Origin of the sequence: Bradyrhizobium vignae (genome assembly GCF_900324035.1) — a bacterium.
Classification (GTDB): Bacteria; Pseudomonadota; Alphaproteobacteria; order Rhizobiales; family Xanthobacteraceae; genus Bradyrhizobium; species Bradyrhizobium vignae.
Genome location: NZ_LS398110.1, coordinates 6,740,384 through 6,759,408, shown reverse-complemented (window position 1 = coordinate 6,759,408; position 19,025 = coordinate 6,740,384). Strand labels below are relative to the sequence as shown.

The following is a 19,025-nucleotide window of genomic DNA, read 5'->3' as shown; positions in this document are numbered from 1 at the left end:
ACGTCGATCTTGCGGTCTCGCTGAGCGAGTTCGATCCTCGGGAGAAGGGCGCTGACATGATCAAGGAACACGCAAGGCGGCGGAGGAGGCTTGCTGCATGAACCCTATCGGAACGAAGGCCGGCGTCGCCGCCGCGCTGCGCAGGCTCGAGGCGCTCGAAGCCAACCATGAAGTCAGCCCGCTCGGCGAACTGGTTTCGCTGCGTGCGCGGACGCACGGCACAGTGAAGGCGATCGATGTTTTCGAGCGAGGCCAGCACGCGACCTACCTGGAGATGGATCTTGAGTCCAATCGGTATGCGAACGCATTGCTGGCCGCCGGTGTCCGCAAAGGCGACCGCATCGGCCTGATGCTGCCGAACCGCATAGAATTTCCGCTGCTGTGGTTTGCCTGCGCGAAGCTCGGCGCAGTGGTCGTGCCGCTGAACATGCGCTACACGCCGCGCGAGATCGAATACGTGCTGTCCGACACCCAGGCGAAGTTCGCGGTCGTGGACGAAACGGCATGGGCGGCCTTCCGTGCGGTGGATCCGTGGCCGCGCGACCTCGACATGCAGCGGGTGTTCGTCACAGGCGATGGCGGAGCGGTTCCCTCACTCGCGGGCCTGCTGGCGGGCGCCTCCGATGCGCCGGTTCAGGAGGACGTCAGTGCGACCGACCTGCTGAACATCCAGTACACGTCGGGCACCACCGGTTTCCCCAAGGGCTGCATGATCGGGCACGACTACTGGAGTGTGAGTTCGATGGGTTCAGCTTCGACTGATCATCGGCCATACGCGCACTATCTGTGCTGGGCACCATTCTTCTACGGTAACGGACCAGCGCAGTTGCTCCGCTCCTACCGGCAAGGTGGCACGTTGTACCTTGCCGAGAAGCTCAGCTCGACGCGGTTCCTCGATTGGCTCATCCGGTATGGCATCGAATGGTGCATGCTACCTGCAGCGGTGGCGCAGGTGCTGGCGGCCGGCGAGGGCCCCCAGACGTTCCTGGAACTCGTGTGGCAGGACGGAAGCTGGACCAAGGATCTGGCGCGCCAGTTCCGAGAGCGCTGCGGGGTACCGAGCCAGATGTCGTACGGCTCCACGGAAGTTGCGTGGGGCACCATGATGTGCAGCGACGTCGACGGTGCTGAGGTCGCCGGCACCGTCGGGCTGCGCGCTCCGTTTCGCACCTTGCGGCTGGTGAACGAGGACGGCGGCCCGACGCCCGTCGGTGATGTCGGCGAACTGTGGGTGAAGGGGCGCGGCATGTTTAAGGGCTACTGGAACCGTCCGCAGGCCAACTCCGAAGCATTCGAGGGCGAATGGTTCAAGACGGGTGACCTAATGCGCCGAGACGAGCAGGGTTTCTACTGGCTCGTTGGACGCAAGAAGGACATGATCCGCCGTTCGAGCGAGAACATCGCGGCGCGCGAAGTGGAAGCCATCATTCGCGAGATTCCTGGCGTTGCGGACGTGGCGGCGGTGCCAGTGCCCGACGCGAAGCGCGGCGAAGAAGTGAAGATCTACGTGGAGCTGGCGGAAAGCATCACCCCGGCCGACGTATCCGTGGAGCGCATCGTCGGACACGCTCGCGCGCGGCTCGCTACCTTCAAGGTGCCGCGCTACATCGCCTTCATCGGGTCGCTGCCGCGCACGACCTCGAGCAACAAGGTGCTCAAGCGAGAGCTGACGGATGTCGCGGATCCCTTAGTCGGCGTCTACGACACCGAGCAGCGGCGCTGGCGGCCGGGGGGAACGCAATGAAAGGCTTTGTTTGTCGCCAATCGGGGGAGCCCTCCGTCCTCGAATACGAAGAAGTCCCTTCGCGGCCGCTTGATGCAGGAGAAATTCGCATCGAGGTCCGGGCGGCCGACGCCGGTTTCCATGATACCCTGATGATTGCCGGCAGGTACCAACGCAAACCGGCGTTTCCCTTTATTCCCGGCGAGGGCGTCGCCGGAACGGTTCGTGAGTGCGGCGAATCCGCATCGGGCCATGCTGTCGGCGATCGCGTAGTGGCGCGGCTGCCAAGCGGCGGTGGATTTGCCGAGGAAGCCATCGTTCTCGCTGGGGCGGCAATCACCATTCCCGAAGTGGTAAGCTTCGCTGAAGCCGCCGTGCTCAGCGCCTCCTATGCGACGGCCTATCAGGGCCTCGTCGATCGCGCGCAGGTATGCCGTGGCGAGGTACTGCTGGTGCGTGGCGCTGCAGGTGGCGTCGGGCGCGCAGCAGTCGAAATCGGCTATGCGCTGGGGGCGCTCGTCATTGCCGCGGCGAGCTCGCCGGAGAAGCTGAGTATCGCAAGGCGGGCGGGCGCTAGCCACTTAATCAATACGACAACTGAAGATGTGCGCGGCCGCGTGCTGGAAATCACGGAAGGTCGTGGCGCCGACGTCATCTTTGATACCGTTGGGACCGACTTCAAGCAGGCGTGCCTACGATGCGTCGCCCGCAGAGGACGTATTCTCGTTGTGGGGTTTGCCGGAGGAGAGATTCCGTTGATCCCGGCTCACTACATGATCAATAAGTTCTGCGCGGTCCTCGGCGTGGCAATGTCATATGCGACCTTCGAGAAGGAGCCGGCCCACTACCGGCAAGTCATCGGCGAAGTGTTACGCATGAGAGCGAACGCCCGGATCGGTCCGCTGCTTGTGAACACAGTCGGTGCCGGTCAGCTCGTTGCGGCCCTGGGTGCACTCTCGTCGAGATCGTCGCTCGGTAGCACAGTTCTAACGTTTTAGTCGAGCCACCGCCATGTATCAAGAAAAGCGAGCAGCGCGCGCCACATTCGTCCGTATCCGAACCCTCGACTACCACGTCCTCGAATGGGGTCGGCCCGCGCCGGGTGAGGTGCCTATCGTGATGCTGCATGGCTGGATGGACGTCGCGGCGTCGTGGCAGTTCGTTGTCGATGCGTTCGAAGGCGAGCACTGGGTTATCGCGCCGGACCTGCGTGGGTTTGGCCTCACACGGTCACCCGGCGCAGACTTCCACTGGTTTGGGGACCTGGTCGCCGACCTCGACTTCCTGCTCGACCGTTACTCACCGCAGACAGCTGTGAACCTTGTGGGCCACAGCCTCGGCGGCAATGTTACGACGATGTACGCCGGCTTTCGGCCGCAGCGCGTGCGGCGGCTCGTGAACTTGGAGGGGTACGGTCTCGAATGCGACTCCCCTGCGAACGTCCCGACACGCTTCGCAAACTGGATGGACCAGCTCAAAGCACACCATCGCCACGAACTGGAATTGAAATCGTACGACTCGGCGGAGGCTTTCGCCCAGCGGCTGATGAAGTCGAACCCGCGCCTTGCGCGCGACAAGGCCGACTGGCTCGCGCGACACTGGGCGCGGCAGGATGAACAGGGCGCGTGGCGCGTGCTCGCAGACCCATCACACAAAATCGCACGGCCGCACCTCTTCCGGCCCGAGGAGATGCAGGAAACGTGGCGCCGTATCGTAGCTGCCACGTTGATGGTCGAGGCGTCCGACCCGATGCCCCAGGCTTGGCAGGAGCAGTTCGCAATTCGTGAAGCGCGCGAACGCCTGGCGTGGATCCGCGATTGCCGGCTGTCGCGGATCGAGGATGCGGGGCACATGATGCACCACGACCAGCCGCAGCAACTCGCGCAGCTGATCGAGAGCTTCGTGGCGACGTGATGGCCAGTCACCGGAAGCACAGCCAGATCGAAAGATTCATCCGACCGCTAAGCGATCCTGGTTGACATTATGACAATGGAAAATTCCGCGCGCATCATCGGCTTGGAACAGAAGTATGTAGCCAGCAACAGGTGCGTGTCCTCGTCTAGGGGATCCCTTTTGTGGTATTTCCGCTGCTGGCCAACCGGAGGAGGCAAGATGCCAGCCTCAGAAGGGCGGCGGCGGTTGCGTGCATCGCACCTTCGTATCTTCAGCTTCTATCGGCCTTGCCGGGCACTACGCTCGTGGCGATCCGGCGGAAGGTTGATCAATTTCAAGTTGGTATTGGTTGCTCCGAAATTGGTATTGGCCTGACCACGTGCGATCGCGAGACAAGTTGTGAAGGTCGTTGGCGCGTCTCGACCGGCTCCCTTGGGCGCGTATGGAATCGGATGCTTAGGCTTCATCAGCTCATTGCAAATCTATCCGAATGTCCAGGAATGGAGGACATTTTGCGGTTCAGGGGCAGCGTCATGAGCTTCGCGGAGCTGCTGCAACGACAGCTTTGCCGGATCTCATTCAATGGCGCGAGGCGACGCTCGCCTGCGTTTCCACGACATCGACTTTGTTGATGATTTCCGCCTGGGCCTTATCCACGAATTCGCACGCCCCGACTGCTCAGGCGGATTGGACATTCGGATTGAAGCTTAAATGGCCTGGACGGTCTCGAAACGGCGGACGCAAAACTGAGCAAGAAATGGCAGTTTTATAATGACGGATGAAGTACAGACTGAACTTTTGCAGGGCGTTCTCGTGATACGGCTGAATCGGCCACATTGCCTCAATGCCTGGACCGGAAAGATGAGGCACCACATCTGCGATATTCTGAACGCTGCGGCTGAGCGTGAGGATGTGCGCGCGATCGTGTTCACTGGAGCGGGAGATAGGGCCTTTTGTGCTGGTCAGGACTTGACTGAATCGGAGAAGGTCGAAAGCGAAGCGACCACCCGGGAGTCGATGAATCAGTTCAAGCGTTTCTACGACGCGGTTCGTGAAATGCCAAAACCTGTGGTGGGTGCGCTCAATGGTCTCGCTGCTGGATCAGGCTTTCAGATTACGCTTCTTATGGACGTTATCGTCGCTCACCCCGACGTGCAGATGGGGCAGCCGGAAGTCAATTCCGGAATTCCAAGTATCCTTGGTCCCTGGCTCATGAAGGAAAGCCTTGGGCGCTCGCGCACAGTGGAGCTCGCCGTTACCGGGCGAATGATGGATGCGGCAGAGTGCTATCGAATTGGGTTGATTCATCATCTGGTGGAGCGGCAGAAGGTTCTTGAGACCGCGCTATCGGTGGCACGCGAGCTCGGCGGAAAGCCCGCGGAGGCATTTCGCATTACCAAACAATACCTGTGCCACGCCAATTCAGCTGAGTATGAGCGAGCGTGGGAGCTCGCCGCCGAAGGACAAGTCGAAGCATTCAACGGTGGTGAACCACAAGCCGTCATACGCGACTTCTTTGCGCTGCGCCGTGCCCGCAGGCGTCAAGAGCAAACAGAGCCGCCGGCACCCAAATCAACTCTCGATTGAGGAGCGTGATATGAAATCGTCTGCAGGGGCTGCGCTCTCGCATCCACCATTTCCGCGTAACGAACCCTTGCGAGAGTACGGCCCGGCTAGTCCCGAGCGATCGGCGATAAAGGCCGCGCTCGAGCGAATGAGTCGGGAGCGTGTCGAGCTGCCGCTATTCATCAACGGGGCCGAACAGCGCACCGGCCGTCTTGAGACAGCGGTCATGCCTCACCGTCATGGGCATGTACTCGGAGATGCTCATCTGGCTTCTGCAACGGAAGTAAAAGCCGCCATCGATGCGGCCGTGCGTGCATGGCACGACTGGTCAAAATGGCCCTGGACCGAACGGGCCGCAATTTTCCTGAAAGCTGCCGAGCTGCTATCGGGACCATGGCGCGATCGCCTCAACGCAGCGACCATGCTCGGACAATCCAAAACAGTTCACCAAGCCGAGATCGACTCTGCCGCGGAGCTCATTGACTTTTGGCGATTCAACGTCGAGTTCATGAAGCGCATTTATGAAGATCAACCGATCTCTACGCCCGGCGTTTGGAATCGCAGCGATTACCGCCCGCTGGAGGGCTTCGTATTTGCGCTCACGCCGTTTAACTTCCGCGATCGCCGGTAACCTGCCGACTTCACCAGCCTTGATGGGCAACACCATTGTCTGGAAGCCGGCGGGCACCGCGAAATATGCCGCTCAACTTATTATGCGGATCTTGCGGGAGGCAGGCCTCCCAGATGGGGTGATCAATCTCGTCTATGGCGATGGCGCCGAAATTGCAGAGATTGCATTGGCCGATCATCGCCTTGCGGGTGTTCACTTCACTGGCTCAACGCAGGTCTTTAATAGCGTTATCCGAAAGGTCGGATCGAATGTCGATCATTATCGCAGCTATCCACGGCTAATCGGCGAAACCGGGGGAAAAAATTTCATTCTCGCCCACGGCAGCGCTGACGTTGCAGCGCTGGGTACAGCGATCATTCGCGGCGGTTATGAATACCAGGGACAAAAGTGCTCTGCCGCATCTCGGGTCTTCGTGCCCGCTTCCTTGTGGCCAGCGCTGAAGACAATCTTATGCGATGAAATTTCGACCATCAGGGTTGGCGACGTGTCTGATTTCAGCAACTTCATGGGAGCGGTGATCGATCAAAAAGCATGGCGAAAACACATGCGGGTTTTCGAGGAAGCCAAGGCCTCCAGCGCGAAGATCCTCAGAGGAGGAGAGGGCGACCAGAAGGACGGGTACTTCATTGCGCCGACCCTGATCGAAACGGACGATCTGGAAGCGCCACTTCTCCGTGAGGAATTCTTCGGACCGATCGTTACGACCTATGTTTTTCGCGATAGCGATTTTGAAAACATTCTCGAGAGGATCGATCAATCGGGCGCCTGTCTCACGGGCGCGATATTCTCGACGGATCGCCGCATCATCGATCAGGCATCGAGTGGACTTCGGTTTGCGGCCGGGAACTTTTATATCAATGACAAGCCGACGGGTGCGATTGTGGGCCAGCAGCCCTTCGGCGGAGCGCGAATGTCTGGCACCAACGACAAAGCGGGGTCGATCTGGAATCTGATCCGATGGACATCGCCTAGAAGCATCAAGGAAGCGTTCGTTCCGCCGAGAGACTATCGTTACCCTTACCTGAGCAGTTCGGTTGACGATTGAGCATTTGAGCCCTGACCACGACGTTTTGTTAGCCAGCTCGCTACAAACGTAGACCGGCAACTGTTCGATATGGTCTCAGACGGGTTGAGATCCAGCCCGTCGGTACGGCCTGAATCGAGACTGCCGCATCTGAAACTTAAATTTGCTGAACGACCACAAGGAGGAGCTAAACTAGGCAACCTGACGCTGTCAGACCCCGCAAGGGGTATGCTTGACCGGTTCCCATTTGGCGACTGGAGGCGATGGCATCCACGCGCGGGGCCCCGATCGCTCGGGCCGCCATCCGGGCACTATGCCAATCACAATTCCAATCTGGTATCGAACGCTTCGGAATTGGTATTGGCCCCGGCGGAGCCGCTCCGTCACATTTCATCACAATACTTATCAACTCTCAGGAGCCCGGTATTCATGAACCAAGCTGCCCCCAGACCAATGTCTCCGTGGCCTAATACGTCAGCTCTTCAGGCCTTGGCGGGGAAGCTCGGTATTGATGCAGTTATCGCCACGAGCCCGGAAAACTTCATCTACGCGAGCTGTGTCTGCCTAATGTCAGTCTCGCGTCTGAGACGCCAGGCATTTGTGATCCTGCCAGCCGCCGGGGAGCCGGTCGCGCTAGTTGCGACCACCGAGCGGAAGCAGACGGCTGAGGAGAGCTGGATCAAGGACGTTCGCACCTACACCGAATACACGAATGACCCCGCAGACGCGCTTGCAGATATTCTAATTGGTATCGGGAAGGATCGCGGCACGATTGGTATCGACCTGAACTATCTACCAGCAGGGACCCATGCGCGCCTTGTAAGCAGGATGCCTAATGTTAGGTTCATCGATACCAGCAAATATCTTGCCGCAATTCGTGCGGTCAAGTTGCCGGCTGAAATCGAACTTCTTGAGAGGAGCGCCAAGCAGACGCATCGAGCCGTACTGGAGGCGATGAGTGCCAGCAGGCTTGGCGAGACTGAGCGGGTGATGGCCAATCGCATTACCGATGGCGTCGTCAGCAAGGGAGCCGAGGAAATTGCTTTCTTGATCTTCGCAAGCGGCCCTCGCACCTCCTACAACCATGCGCGCCCGACCGACAGGGTACCCTTGAAAAGCGAGATCATTCGCCTCGACGTTGGCGGCAAATATGGTGCATGGGGCAGTGATTTTGCGCGCACCTATTCGACCGGTGAGCCCACTCTATTGCAGCGCGAGACATACCGAAAGCTTTGGGATCTACATACATCGACCATCAATATGGTTCGGCCCGGCATCGCGGCGGAGGAGCCCTACTTCTTCTGCAGGGAGCAGGCTGAGAAACTCGGGCTCAATTTCAACATGGTGTTTCTCGGCCACAGTTTTGGCGTGGAGAATCACGAATTCCCGATGATCCGGCCTGGCGAGAAGGCGAAGCTGGAAGTGGGCATGGTGTTCAACATCGAGCCAATGGTTACCGACGCCGACGGCTCGATGTATCACATTGAGGATTTGTTCGTCGTAACGGAACAGGGACCGCGCGTGCTGACTTTGGGATTCGGCTCACGCGACATCCCCATCATTGGCGAGCCGATCCGGCTGTGAAAAGACGAAGGCCTCTGGTGGCTTGACTCGAAGCGGAATCGGCTTGGCGGCGCGCCCTAGTCGCCTTTACCGTTTGGCTGGGTCGCAAACTGTCCGATTCGCTGGCAGACGCCAGGGAGGATGAAGGAGAAAACGCGGCGCTATGGGCGAGTGCGGGTACATTATGTGGGTGGCGGCTTGAGGCGGCGCCCCATGACAAGTTCATGCGGATCGACATCGCCGCAGGCATCGCCACCTCTGGAACCATAGGATGTTCGACTGGAACTTCGAGCTGGAAGTCGACGAAAGCATCGCCGGCTGGCAGCGCCGGCGTTCGGCTTCGTCCGCACGGGGGGGGGGCGCTCACATGATCATGATGCCAAGCAGGGCGTTAATCTATCATCTTCCGCCTGGGCTTGTATGCAACTACTAGTTGCATCATTCCCGCCGAAGTATTTCAATTGAGGTCATCGAGAGGATTGCCAGGAAGATGGAGCCAAAACCGCTAAACGAACGACGGACAGAACCTCGTGAGCTGCGCGGCTCGACGACGAAGCACGTTGAGCTAGCATCGCATCCAGTACCGGAGCTGAGCTACGTAAACGACTTCCTCAATTATACGGAGCTTCGGCAGTTGGCCAAACGCCGACTGCCACGCGGCATCTTCGAATATATCGATAGGGGCAGCGAGGACGAGACTGCGCTCCTACGCAACCGGCAGGCCCTCGACGCAGTGCGGGTCAGTCCGCGGATCCTGACGGGCGCTGGCGTTCGCAGCCAAGCCGTCTCGATCTTGGGCCAAACTCATGACACACCAATCATCGTCGCTCCGACCGCCTTCGCAGGCCTAGTGTGGTATCAAGGAGAGATTGAGCTGGCCAAAGCTGCCGCCGCGTACCGGATTCCCTTCTGTGCTGCGACCGAGGCGATTACCGCGGTAGAAGAGATCGCGGCAGCGAGCACAGGTCCGATCTGGCTCCAACTGTACCTTTGGGAACGGGAAGAGTTCTGGCGCGATCTGCTTCAGCGGGCGTGGGACAACGGCGTGCGGACGCTGGTAGTTACAGTCGACAGCGGATCCGTAGCTGCTAACCGCGAATACAACACGCGCAACGGCTTCGGCATGCCCTTCAAATTTTCGGCACGAAACGTTTGCGACGTGGCTCTCCACCCGCGCTGGGCCTTCGGCGTATTAGCGCGCTATTTGGCCAGAGGCCAAGTCCCGGCGTTCGCGAACTATCCACCTGCCTATCGCAGCAACATATTCCGCAGTAAGAGCCTCCGTTACGAGCCCAATTTCGGCTGGGATCACATCCGTCAGCTACGCGAACTCTGGAAGGGCAATCTTGTCCTTAAAGGCGTCCTTCGTGCTGATGATGCAATCCTTGCGGCCAAGCTAGGCGCCGACGGCATTGTCGTTTCGAATCATGGCGGACGCAACCTCGATAGCGCGGTGGCACCGATTGAGGTTCTGGCGGAAATTGTTGATGCGGTCGGTGAGCAAATTGCCGTGATTGCCGACAGCGGAATCCAGCGGGGTAGCGACATTCTCAAGCTCCTTGCAGTGGGAGCCAAGGCCGTCATGATTGGTCGACCTCTTCTATATGGCACGGCCGTCGGTGGCATGGCGGGGGCGAGCCAAGTGATCGGCATTTTGCGGCGTGAACTCGACGTCGCAATGGCACAAACGGGTTGCAAGACTATCTGCGAATTGGACAGGAGCCTACTCCATATGGCGGAGCCCGCGCACCGCCGTCCTGTATCAACCGGTAGCGGGGTCCCCTGCAATGGCGCTACCAAACCGCGATAGCCTCACCCAGTCGCATAGGCCAGTAATAATAAAAAGCGTTATCGGCAGGAGCGACTTGGGTGATGTCCGCATTGGCTGTGCCCCAATGCTCCGAACCGGTTCTCGCTTTCAAACACCGAAGAGGCAGATACGATGCAGACCGTTCTTGTAACTGGAGCTAACCGCGGCTTAGGCTTGGAGTTCGCACGACAATACCACGAAGCCGGTTGGCACGTGATTGCGGCTTCGCGACAGCCCGACGAGGCTGCTCAAACGCGTGCCTGGAGCGCCGAGTTGTTACAGCTGGATGTTCGCAGCGAAGTCGACATACGCTCTCTAGCCCATGTGCTCAAGGGGCGCCAAATCGACCTCTTGATCAACAATGCGGGTTATCACCCAGGCACCCAACAGCTGGGGCAACTGGATTACTCAAATTGGCCGACAGCGTTTCACGTCAATGCCATTGCGCCGCTCCAGATAGCGGAGGCTCTCCTTCCTCTCATTCCTCCCGGGGGCAAGATCATCAATATTGGAAGCCGCCTAGGCAGCATCGCGTGCAACGAGGGAGAAGGAAGCTACGCGTACCGCGCCACCAAGGCAGCGCTTCATTGCATCACACGGAGCTTGGCCATCGATCTGGCGCCAAAGCAAATTCTCGTCGCGGCGCTACATCCAGGCTGGGTGAAGACTGATATGGGAACGAGCGCCGCGGACATCGAGGTTGGAGAAAGCGTATCGAACATGCGCAACGTGATTGCGACTCTCGGCTCGCACAACACGGGTCTCCTCATCAACTATGATGGTGAGGTAATCTCTTGGTGATGTCGCCATTAAGGAAGGCGTCTCTGGTTGTGGCTGGCGCAGCCGCTGTCCGAGGCGACGACCGCGTCAAGTTTTATCCACAATTGGCTCTCCAACCGCGCTGGATCAGTCATTCGCGTTGACATCGAAAACGTATGGTTCAACCAACTTCTCTCGCACGAGATGTCTTCAGTTATGCGAGGTTGACGTACTGGGCACTCCTCTCCCGCAAGTCCCTGCGCGGCTCAGACAGCAGCCGTGCCGGCTGACGCCTCCAAAATCACCGGCCCCTTCCACTTAAGCGTGAAGCTGGGCTAGGATCATTCCATTCTGATATCGGTGTTTTCGAAGTTGGTATTGGCGCCTCGTTCGCCTTCAAAGTAACAACAGGTTTTGCTTAGAGAACTTGATGGAGGAGAGCTCTTGCGCGCTGCATCAAAGCTCTCTCTGTTCCTGCTGCTCACGTTGACGGCCTATTCGATTCCTGTGGCTGGCCACGCGGAGGACGCTCTTAGTTCCATCCGTAAGGCCGGCAAAATCAAGGTAGCCCTGGCGTCGGCCTAGTCGTGTCGCCGACCGGCGAGGCAACGGGCTCTTCCGTTGATCTTCAGAACATGGTCTTGAAAGAAATGGGCCTGCCGCCGCTTACGCCAGTGCTCACAAGTTGGGACTTCATGATTCCTGGATTGCGGGCTGCGATCGATGGGCGAACGACCCGGCACGGCGGCTATGCCGTCAGCCAACGCAGCGCCAATTGCATCGAGGAGGCATCCGGCTGGATCAAAACGGTCGCCGACAAGAGAAGCCCAGCTTCCGTGGCCGTGGGCCCATCGGATGGGCCTTTACCTTTGCTGCTGGCGCCTACAATCTGGTGCGGCTGTCCAAGCTGATAGCGGAGGCCCGCGCCCGGCCTCGCCAAGGCCTTTGCTGGCCGCTGGCGCATCGTCGAAATGAACACCTGGGACGGCGACTTCCTCGATCTCGTCGAACAAGCGCATCTAACTTTCGGCGGCAAGTCCGACGGTAAAATTGCCTTCGGTGCGCTGAAGGTCTTTCTCGACGTCCGCTACGGCGCGCGAGACGGTTCGGCCTGCGCGGAGTTCTCATGGAAGGGCACGATGAGAATGATGCCGCCTGCGGTCGCGGATGGGCTATGATCGGCACTGCGGGCAGGCTCGTTGGTCACTTCTAATGGCGACGATTCAGGCTTTGTTTGCGAACGCGGCTGAGCTCTTCAACAGCCTGCTAGGTCCCAACTGCTGGATGTCGACTTCGTCAGTTCCGCACGTTTTTGGGGACCCAAGAGGGACCACGGGGTCATTGAAGGCAGCAAGCGCTGTGTTCGAGAGAAAGCTTTTGGTCGGCTTAGACCGTTGTAATCTTCACGTTTTCGTTTGACGGTATGCGGCAAACGAGAGTTTCCGGATCTGACGCGCTCAGAACCAAGCCTGCCAAGTCAACTATCATACGGATGCCGACCATCAATTCCAATTTGGTATATATGCTACCTAAATTGGTATTGGCCTCGCGAGAAACAGTTTGCACAAGATGCATCAATCAGAATTGATGAACTTTGAAATGGAGGAGGCCTTATGCGTGGGACAAAGCTCTCGTTGTTTGTTGCGCTGGTAACACTAACCGGCTATTTGGTCCCGATCGCCGCTCAGGCCGAGGACACACTCGCCGCTATCCGAAAAGCTGGCAAAGTCACCGTCGCGCTGGCATCAATTCCACCTTACATGATAGTGTCGCCGAGCGGCGAGGCAACGGGTGCTTCGGTCGATCTGCAGAACATGGTGCTCAAAAACATGGGTCTGCCGGCGCTTACGCCGGTGCTCACGGATTGGTCTGCCATGATTCCGGGACTGCAGGTTAAGCAGTTCGACTACATTGGCGCGGGCTGGAACATCACGGAAGCATTCTGCAAAGTAGTGCTCTTTTCGGCTCCAACTTACGTGAACCCGCCGGGACTGTTTGTCTCAGCTGGAAATCCCAAAAAACTGACTAGCGTCGCGGATATCGCGCGGCAGCCCGATAGCAAGCTGGCAGTAGCAGCGGGCAAGAACACTCCCTACGAGCAGTATGCTCTGAAGCAGGGGGTCAAACCCGAGCAGATCATCTACGTTCCTGACATTCAGGCAGGTGTCGCGACGGTCACCGGTGGTCGGGCCGACGCATATATCACCGGTCAATTGGGTATTCCCCATCCAGAACAGAAGGGCCTCGAACTCGTCCACGACAAAGGAGCGCCTCTGGTCGCAGGGGGTATGGTCTTCCGCAAGGAAGACGTTGCGCTCCGCGACGCATACAACAAGGAGCTCAACGTGCTGGTGCGAAACGGCACACTTCTGAAGCTTTACGAGAAGTACCAAGTGTCAAATGGGGACGCTATAGTGCAAGGAATTAGCAAGTTTACCAAAGCCGCCGACGTCGAGCCAAGCTGCGAGTAGGGAGCGACTGCAGTGAAGGCTGTTGTGGAGTACTGGCCCGCCCTCGCGCAGGGCTTGTGGGTCACCGTGTGGGTCGCTTCGTGCATCATCCCAGGTGCCGCAGTGGGCGCGCTCATCCTCGGCGCGCTCAGGCTCTCCGAGACGCCAGCGATACGAGTGAGCGCGATGCTCGTCATCGAATTCGTTCGCGCCCCCTCGGCTCTGGTTCTCCTGTTCTGGGTCTTCTATGTGTTGCCGCTGCTACCTGGAATGCCGCGCCTCAGCCCCTTGACAGCGGCAATCCTCGTGCTGGTGCTCGATGGCGCGGCCTACGGTGCCGAGATCGTCCGTTCCGGCATCGAGGCTGTCCATCGAGGGCAGACTGACGCGTGTCATGCACTCGGACTGAGCAAATTTCAGAGCTTCATGAAGGTTGTCTTGCCACAGGCGCTCTCTCAGATTGTGCCGGCTTTCGGTAGTCTCGCGAGAAGCATGGTCAAGTGGACCGCGATCGTGAGCTTCATCGGTGTACAGGACGTGCTCTACGTTGCGAACTACATTCGCGGCCAAACATTCGAGACGGCCGCCGTTTTTTGCCTGCTTGCGATCATTTACTGGATCCTGACCATCCTTTGCGGGGGAGCGTTTCGTGCGCTCGAACAGCTTCTCCCGTTGAACCGTGCCTTGCGAGCCGCCCGCCTATCGGTTCAAGCCGAGGCAGCTGCCACTGTGAGAGTTGCCCAATGACCTGGGATTGGACCTTCGTCCTAACGATCCTGCCGACCCTCATGCTGGGCGTCTGGTACACAATCCTGATCACGCTTGCCGGGTCGACGATTGCGCTAATCGGAGGTCTGCTGCTTGCGATCCTGGAGAGCCTGAGTACCACGGTCGGTCGGGCATTCGTGCGCTTCTGGCTCGAGCTCTTTCGCGGTGTGCCGACACTGGTGCTGCTGTATTTTACATTCTATGTGCTACCCGAGGTCGGAATTACCATTCCGGCAATACCTATCGGCATCGTCGTACTCGGCGTTGTCTATGCCGCGTACGCCTCCGAGGTTTATCGAGGGAGCCTGATCACGATCCCCAGCGAACTGCGTGACGCGTGCGTTGCACTCAATCTGAGCTCGTTTGTTACATGGCAACGGGTGCTCGTTCCATTGATGGTGAGACGATCTATCCCGTCCCTGCTCAACTACGTGCTGGGCATGTTCAGGGAAACGGCGGTGCTCTTTGCAATCGGGATCCCCGTATTGATGGGCGAAGCTAATGATGTGGCCCTTCAACACTTCCGCTACATCGAGCCCTTCACCCTAGCAGGCGTCATCTATATCGGCATGAACTTGCCATTCCTCCACCTCGTCAAGAAATTCAAGGACAAGCATGCTTAGCACCGCGGAATCTAGCCGATCAGGACCCTTCGCCCCCGCGGCTGCCGATGCCTCAAGCGCGATGGAGCCACATGGATCCACTAAATCGCAACAGGCTACGTGGGCCATCGAATTCGAGAAGGTCTCGAAGTCCTTCGGCGCGCATCAAGTATTGGTCGATCTCGACATGCAAGTGCACCCTGGTGAGAAGGTCACGTTGATTGGCCCAAGCGGCTCGGGAAAGACGACCGTGCTGCGCCTGGCAATGACCCTTGCGAAGCCGACCACGGGCGATATCCGCCTTTTCGGCGAAAGCATCGTGCTTGACGCGGCAGGCAAACCGCTTTCAGGCTCACAAGAGGCCCGACTCCGCCGCAGGTGCGGCATGGTGTTCCAGCAATTCAATCTGTTTCCGCATCTGACGGTGCTACAGAACCTGATCCTTGCGCCCACAACCGTGCTGAAGCAGTCCAAAGAGCAAGCTGAAAAGAGCGCGCTCGAATACCTTCGGATGGTCGGCTTGGAAAGCAAAGTCCATGCTTATCCTGCCCAGCTTTCGGGAGGTCAGCAGCAGCGCATCGCGATCGCGCGCGCCCTGATCTTGAAACCTGAGATACTCTTGCTTGACGAGATCACCTCGGCGTTGGACCCCGAGCTTGCCGGAGAAGTTCTCGACGTGGTGCGACGTATCGCGCATGAGAGCAACGTGACGCTACTGATTGTCACTCACGAAATGCGCTTCGCTCGCGAAATTTCCGACCGCATCGCCGTCTTCGATGCCGGCCGCATCATCGAGCAGGGTTCGCCCGACAAGATTTTCACAAATCCTGAATCCGAGCGCACGCGAGCCTTTCTACAGTCCGTGCTGAATCACTAGGGCTCCAAGCAGGCCGATGCCGACCGTATCCGAGATCTCCTGGTGCGCGCTCAAGAAGGTAGCGAGCGCGGCTGCATTTCGTACAAGATGCGGCACAGGGAACGTCGACACCGGTTGTGCCAAGGACGTCGGGAAGCCGCATACAAGCCGGCACGAACCGATTGCGGAGTTGACAAGATGACGGAAGGTCAAAAGTTTGCCCACAGGCCTGAGGATCTGCTCTCCGAGGTCCGTGATCGGGTATTGGTGCTCACGATCAACAGGCAGGAAAGCTACAACTCCTGGACGCAGGCACTGCGCGATGAGCTGACGAGTCAGCTGCTCTCCGCGGATGCCAACCCAGATATAGACGCAGTTATCCTCACGGGCGCAGGAGAAAAGGCCTTCTGCTCCGGCCAGGACCTCGCCGAAATGGAGGAATTTCCCGACGGCGGCGAGATGAAGGCGCGACTTGAGCGCCTCATGGTATGCTATGACGCCGTGCGTCAGTTCAGCAAACCACTCGTTGCCGCACTTAACGGCGTGGCGGCCGGGTCAGGCTTCCAAGCCACGCAATTCTGCGACTACGTCGTTGCGCATCCGAAGGTGAGGGTTGGCCAGACGGAAGTCAAATCGGGGCTGCCAAGCGTCTTCGGCACTTGGCTGATGTGGGAACGAATCGGCAGCCGGGCCATCGAGCTCTCACTGCAGGGGCGTCTGATGGACGCCGATGAAGCAAAGCAACTCGGCTTTATCCATGAGATCGTGAAGCCGTCGAAGGTGCTCGAGGCTGCGTTGGATGCCGCTCGGCGTCTGGCGAGACAACCGCGCTTGGCGTACAAGCTCTCTAAGGCGGCAAGCCGCCAGTTTGATCAGGAGCGATATTGCAGTGCCATGAAAATGGCTATTGCCGCTTATCGCGAAGCGTTTAACACCGGCGATCCTCAAAAACAGATTACTCAGTTTTTCGATAGCCGAAATGGTGGAAAGGCCGGTGCAGATGCCAGCTGATCCCGGAAAGCCAACCGCGGTTTCGCCTCTATATCTGGACGTGTCGACCGTACGGGCCTGCCTGAGCGATGAAGAACTCTATGAAATCGTGAACCAGACGCTCCGCGAGTCCAACAGCGCTCGCGTGGTAAAAGGCCCGAAATCCGGTTTTGGAGTGGATATCGGTAGCGACCACCTCCACATGGGCAGCGTCTCAGGGTGCGTGCTCTCAAGTTCTGTAGCAGGCATCAAATGGTTCACTGTCTCGGACAAGAATCCCTCAAAGGACTTGCCACGAGTCCCGGCTACGATCTTGGTATGTGACGCGGAGACTGGCCTGCTTGAGGGTGTATTGGACGGCACACCGCTGACTTCTGAACGTACCGCCGCCATGGCGGTCGCAGCCGCCGCGGCGTGCTCGAGGCGCCCCCTGAAGCATGCGGCTGTGATCGGCGCCGGAGCCATCGGGCGCGCATTGATCAAATACTTGGCTCTAACGCAGCCAGTCGAACATATCGCCGTGGCCGCGCTGGAAGAATCCGAGGCACGGCACGCCTGTGATGCTACCGCCGCAATACTTCGGCGAAACGTGAGCTTTTGCGCGAGTTCGGATCCTCAGGTCGCGGTGCGTGATGCTGACGTCATCTTCACGGCCACTGGCGTTCCCGTCGAAACCGATCTCGTTTGCGCAGAGTGGCTCAAGGATGACGCGATCGTTTGCTCGCTTGGTTCACGTCGCGAGGTCGATCTCGACCTTATCGCTCAAGCGTGGATCATCGTCGACGACATTGAGGGCGTTAAGATGCGCCGTAGTGATTTTCGCGAGGGCGGGATCGGCTGGAACCGAATCGCTGGAGATGTGGCCAGTGTAATGTCCGGTCAACTTCATCCTCCCCCAGACGCGAAACGGATCCTTCTCAATCTGGCCGGACTTGGCATCCTTGATGTTGCCTTGGCTGGCCGCGCGATCGCCAATGCAAGACGCAAGGGCTTGGGCGTTCAGCTCGAGCCGGGCCGGGGATGACCTCAGAAAGCATCGACGCCCTTGTCGTGGGCGCCAGTGTGGTCGGCGTGACCGCGGCATTGGCGCTCCAACAGCGCGGATTCAAAGTCATGCTGTTGGACCAGTATCCGGTCGCGCAGAGCTGTAGCTTTGGCAACGCAGGCGTAATCGCCACAGGGGCATTTCCACTCAGCGCTCACTATCGCCTGACAGACATTCCGGCGATTTTCTTGAACCGGAGTTCACCCGCCGCCCTTGATTGGGCCTCAGTCGCGCGCCTCTTGCCGTGGGCGCTCCAGTACGCAACGGTGACTCGCAGGGACACAGTCTGGCACAACACTGCCGTGATTCATGGGCTCTGCCGAAGCGCGCTTCAGTCATACCAGCTGCTGCTCGGCGCCGAAATGCCGCCCATCAACAGATATGGGTATCTCGCTCTCCACCTTGACGTGTCGGAGCTTGACGCAGCAATCCGGCTCAACGCGATCCGTAACTCGCTGGGCTCGACTGCCAAAACGATTTCAGGGACAGATCTGGTTGAACTCGAGCCTGCAATTGCCGGGCTCGCGAGCGGCGCTACCTTCTTGGAGGGCGCAGGCCACGTCACAGATCCCGCGGCATTCGTAGCCACTCTCGCTAACGTGTTTGCCCAGCGCGGCGGCCGCTTGCGGTGCGATCGGGTCGAGAGGCTGGAAACAGAATCCGATGGACAAGTTTTTCTCAGAGGTGCTCGGGAGAATTACCTGTCCCCGCTCGTGGTACTCGCAACCGGAGCGCGCGCAAACCGACTTTTGGCGGACTGCCGTCATCAGATTCCGCTTGTTTCCGAAAGAGGGTACCATCTCGAGCTGGACGTCGATCGTGGCTTCATCAGTCGACCGACTGCGCTGCCACGTTTCGGCGTTGTCCTGACGCCAAGTCCACACGGAGCGCGCATCGCCGGCATCAGTCACTTTGGCTGCCCCGATTTCCAAGAGCAACCTAGGCTACTCTTATCGGCGCTGAATCGCTTGCGCAGGCTGCTCCCCATCCTCAGGCCCCGACCTGGGCTTGAGGTGTGCAGTGGGGAACGCCCCACCACACCTGACTCTTTACCAGTCGTCGAGCAGGTCCTCGGGCATCGCTCTGTTTTCGTGTCATCTGGTGACGGGCATTTGGGACTGACACTAGCTCCGGTTACAGCAGGCGTTGTTGCTGACATGGTGATCGGCATCTCGTCCAACTATTCGAGGGAGCTCGGTTCATGCCGTTTTTGGCGTTCGGAAGAGAGCTGGCAACGTCTGCGCAAAACATCAATGACAGGGGTAGGTGGGCCGAGTTGCGCGTTAGAGGGGTTGTTAAAAGACCTTGCTGTCGCGTGCAGCTCGCCTGCGCCTCACTGACCCGG

The 19,025-nt window shown here is 58.9% G+C and carries 16 protein-coding genes and 2 pseudogenes; all 18 read left to right on the top strand.

Translation table 11 applies throughout. The annotated features are described in order from the left end of the window. The first annotated feature begins 97 nt into the window (after positions 1-97). The 18 genes and pseudogenes from BRAD3257_RS32665 (at position 98) to BRAD3257_RS32585 (ending at position 19,020) form a co-directional block, all read left to right on the top strand. Positions 98-1,744 (top strand): class I adenylate-forming enzyme family protein, encoded by a 1,647-nt coding sequence (locus BRAD3257_RS32665; protein ID WP_122405285.1) that lies wholly within the window; start codon positions 98-100, stop codon positions 1,742-1,744. Continuing rightward, positions 1,741-2,721: an NADPH:quinone oxidoreductase family protein gene (locus BRAD3257_RS32660; RefSeq protein ID WP_122405284.1), complete on the top strand. Its 981-nt coding sequence runs from the start codon at positions 1,741-1,743 to the stop codon at positions 2,719-2,721. Before BRAD3257_RS32665 ends, BRAD3257_RS32660 begins: the two co-directional genes overlap by 4 nt. A gap of 13 nt (positions 2,722-2,734) precedes the next feature. Continuing rightward, complete coding sequence (locus BRAD3257_RS32655; protein WP_122405283.1) at positions 2,735-3,637, top strand: alpha/beta fold hydrolase; 903 nt, start codon at positions 2,735-2,737, stop codon at positions 3,635-3,637. 750 nt (positions 3,638-4,387) lie between these two features. Continuing rightward, entirely contained in the window at positions 4,388-5,203 is an 816-nt protein-coding gene (locus BRAD3257_RS32650; RefSeq protein ID WP_122405282.1) for an enoyl-CoA hydratase/isomerase family protein, read from the top strand. Positions 5,204-5,213: 10 nt separating this feature from the next. Beyond that, the gene (locus tag BRAD3257_RS41835) at positions 5,214-5,813 is read left to right on the top strand and encodes an aldehyde dehydrogenase family protein (protein WP_283809911.1); all 600 of its coding nucleotides are present in this window, start codon (positions 5,214-5,216) and stop codon (positions 5,811-5,813) included. A 22-nt stretch (positions 5,814-5,835) separates the two neighbouring features. Then, complete coding sequence (locus tag BRAD3257_RS32645; RefSeq protein ID WP_283809910.1) at positions 5,836-6,858, top strand: aldehyde dehydrogenase family protein; 1,023 nt, start codon at positions 5,836-5,838, stop codon at positions 6,856-6,858. Between the two features lie 408 nt (positions 6,859-7,266). Continuing rightward, on the top strand, positions 7,267-8,421 hold the full coding sequence (locus BRAD3257_RS32640; RefSeq protein ID WP_160118897.1) for a M24 family metallopeptidase: 1,155 nt from the start codon (positions 7,267-7,269) through the stop codon (positions 8,419-8,421). Positions 8,422-8,890: 469 nt separating this feature from the next. Continuing rightward, complete coding sequence (locus BRAD3257_RS32635; protein ID WP_122405280.1) at positions 8,891-10,210, top strand: alpha-hydroxy acid oxidase; 1,320 nt, start codon at positions 8,891-8,893, stop codon at positions 10,208-10,210. A 132-nt stretch (positions 10,211-10,342) separates the two neighbouring features. Next, positions 10,343-11,011 carry an SDR family oxidoreductase gene (locus BRAD3257_RS32630; RefSeq protein ID WP_122405279.1) on the top strand — a complete coding sequence of 223 codons (669 nt, stop codon included), beginning with the start codon at positions 10,343-10,345 and terminating at the stop codon, positions 11,009-11,011. Between the two features lie 662 nt (positions 11,012-11,673). Then, positions 11,674-11,885: pseudogene (locus BRAD3257_RS42380) on the top strand (IS5/IS1182 family transposase); the annotation flags it as partial. 55 nt (positions 11,886-11,940) lie between these two features. Then, positions 11,941-12,219 (top strand): annotated as a pseudogene (locus BRAD3257_RS32620) (hypothetical protein). 363 nt (positions 12,220-12,582) lie between these two features. Next, complete coding sequence (gene ehuB / locus BRAD3257_RS32615) at positions 12,583-13,440, top strand: ectoine/hydroxyectoine ABC transporter substrate-binding protein EhuB (RefSeq protein WP_122405278.1); 858 nt, start codon at positions 12,583-12,585, stop codon at positions 13,438-13,440. 12 nt (positions 13,441-13,452) lie between these two features. Further along, positions 13,453-14,166 carry an amino acid ABC transporter permease gene (locus BRAD3257_RS32610; RefSeq protein WP_122405277.1) on the top strand — a complete coding sequence of 238 codons (714 nt, stop codon included), beginning with the start codon at positions 13,453-13,455 and terminating at the stop codon, positions 14,164-14,166. Continuing rightward, positions 14,163-14,810, top strand: a complete 648-nt coding sequence (locus tag BRAD3257_RS32605) for an amino acid ABC transporter permease (protein ID WP_122405276.1) — start codon at positions 14,163-14,165, stop codon at positions 14,808-14,810. The genes BRAD3257_RS32610 and BRAD3257_RS32605 overlap by 4 nt, the downstream gene beginning before the upstream one ends. Before the next feature lie 61 nt (positions 14,811-14,871). After that, on the top strand, positions 14,872-15,666 hold the full coding sequence (locus tag BRAD3257_RS32600) for an amino acid ABC transporter ATP-binding protein (RefSeq protein ID WP_122405275.1): 795 nt from the start codon (positions 14,872-14,874) through the stop codon (positions 15,664-15,666). Positions 15,667-15,843: 177 nt separating this feature from the next. After that, the gene (locus BRAD3257_RS32595) at positions 15,844-16,656 is read left to right on the top strand and encodes an enoyl-CoA hydratase/isomerase family protein (RefSeq protein WP_160118896.1); all 813 of its coding nucleotides are present in this window, start codon (positions 15,844-15,846) and stop codon (positions 16,654-16,656) included. Next, positions 16,553-17,659, top strand: coding sequence for an NAD(P)-binding domain-containing protein (locus tag BRAD3257_RS32590; protein ID WP_160118895.1), 1,107 nt, complete (start codon positions 16,553-16,555; stop codon positions 17,657-17,659). Before BRAD3257_RS32595 ends, BRAD3257_RS32590 begins: the two co-directional genes overlap by 104 nt. Continuing rightward, positions 17,656-19,020: an NAD(P)/FAD-dependent oxidoreductase gene (locus BRAD3257_RS32585; protein WP_122405272.1), complete on the top strand. Its 1,365-nt coding sequence runs from the start codon at positions 17,656-17,658 to the stop codon at positions 19,018-19,020. Before BRAD3257_RS32590 ends, BRAD3257_RS32585 begins: the two co-directional genes overlap by 4 nt. Positions 19,021-19,025: the final 5 nt, after the last annotated feature.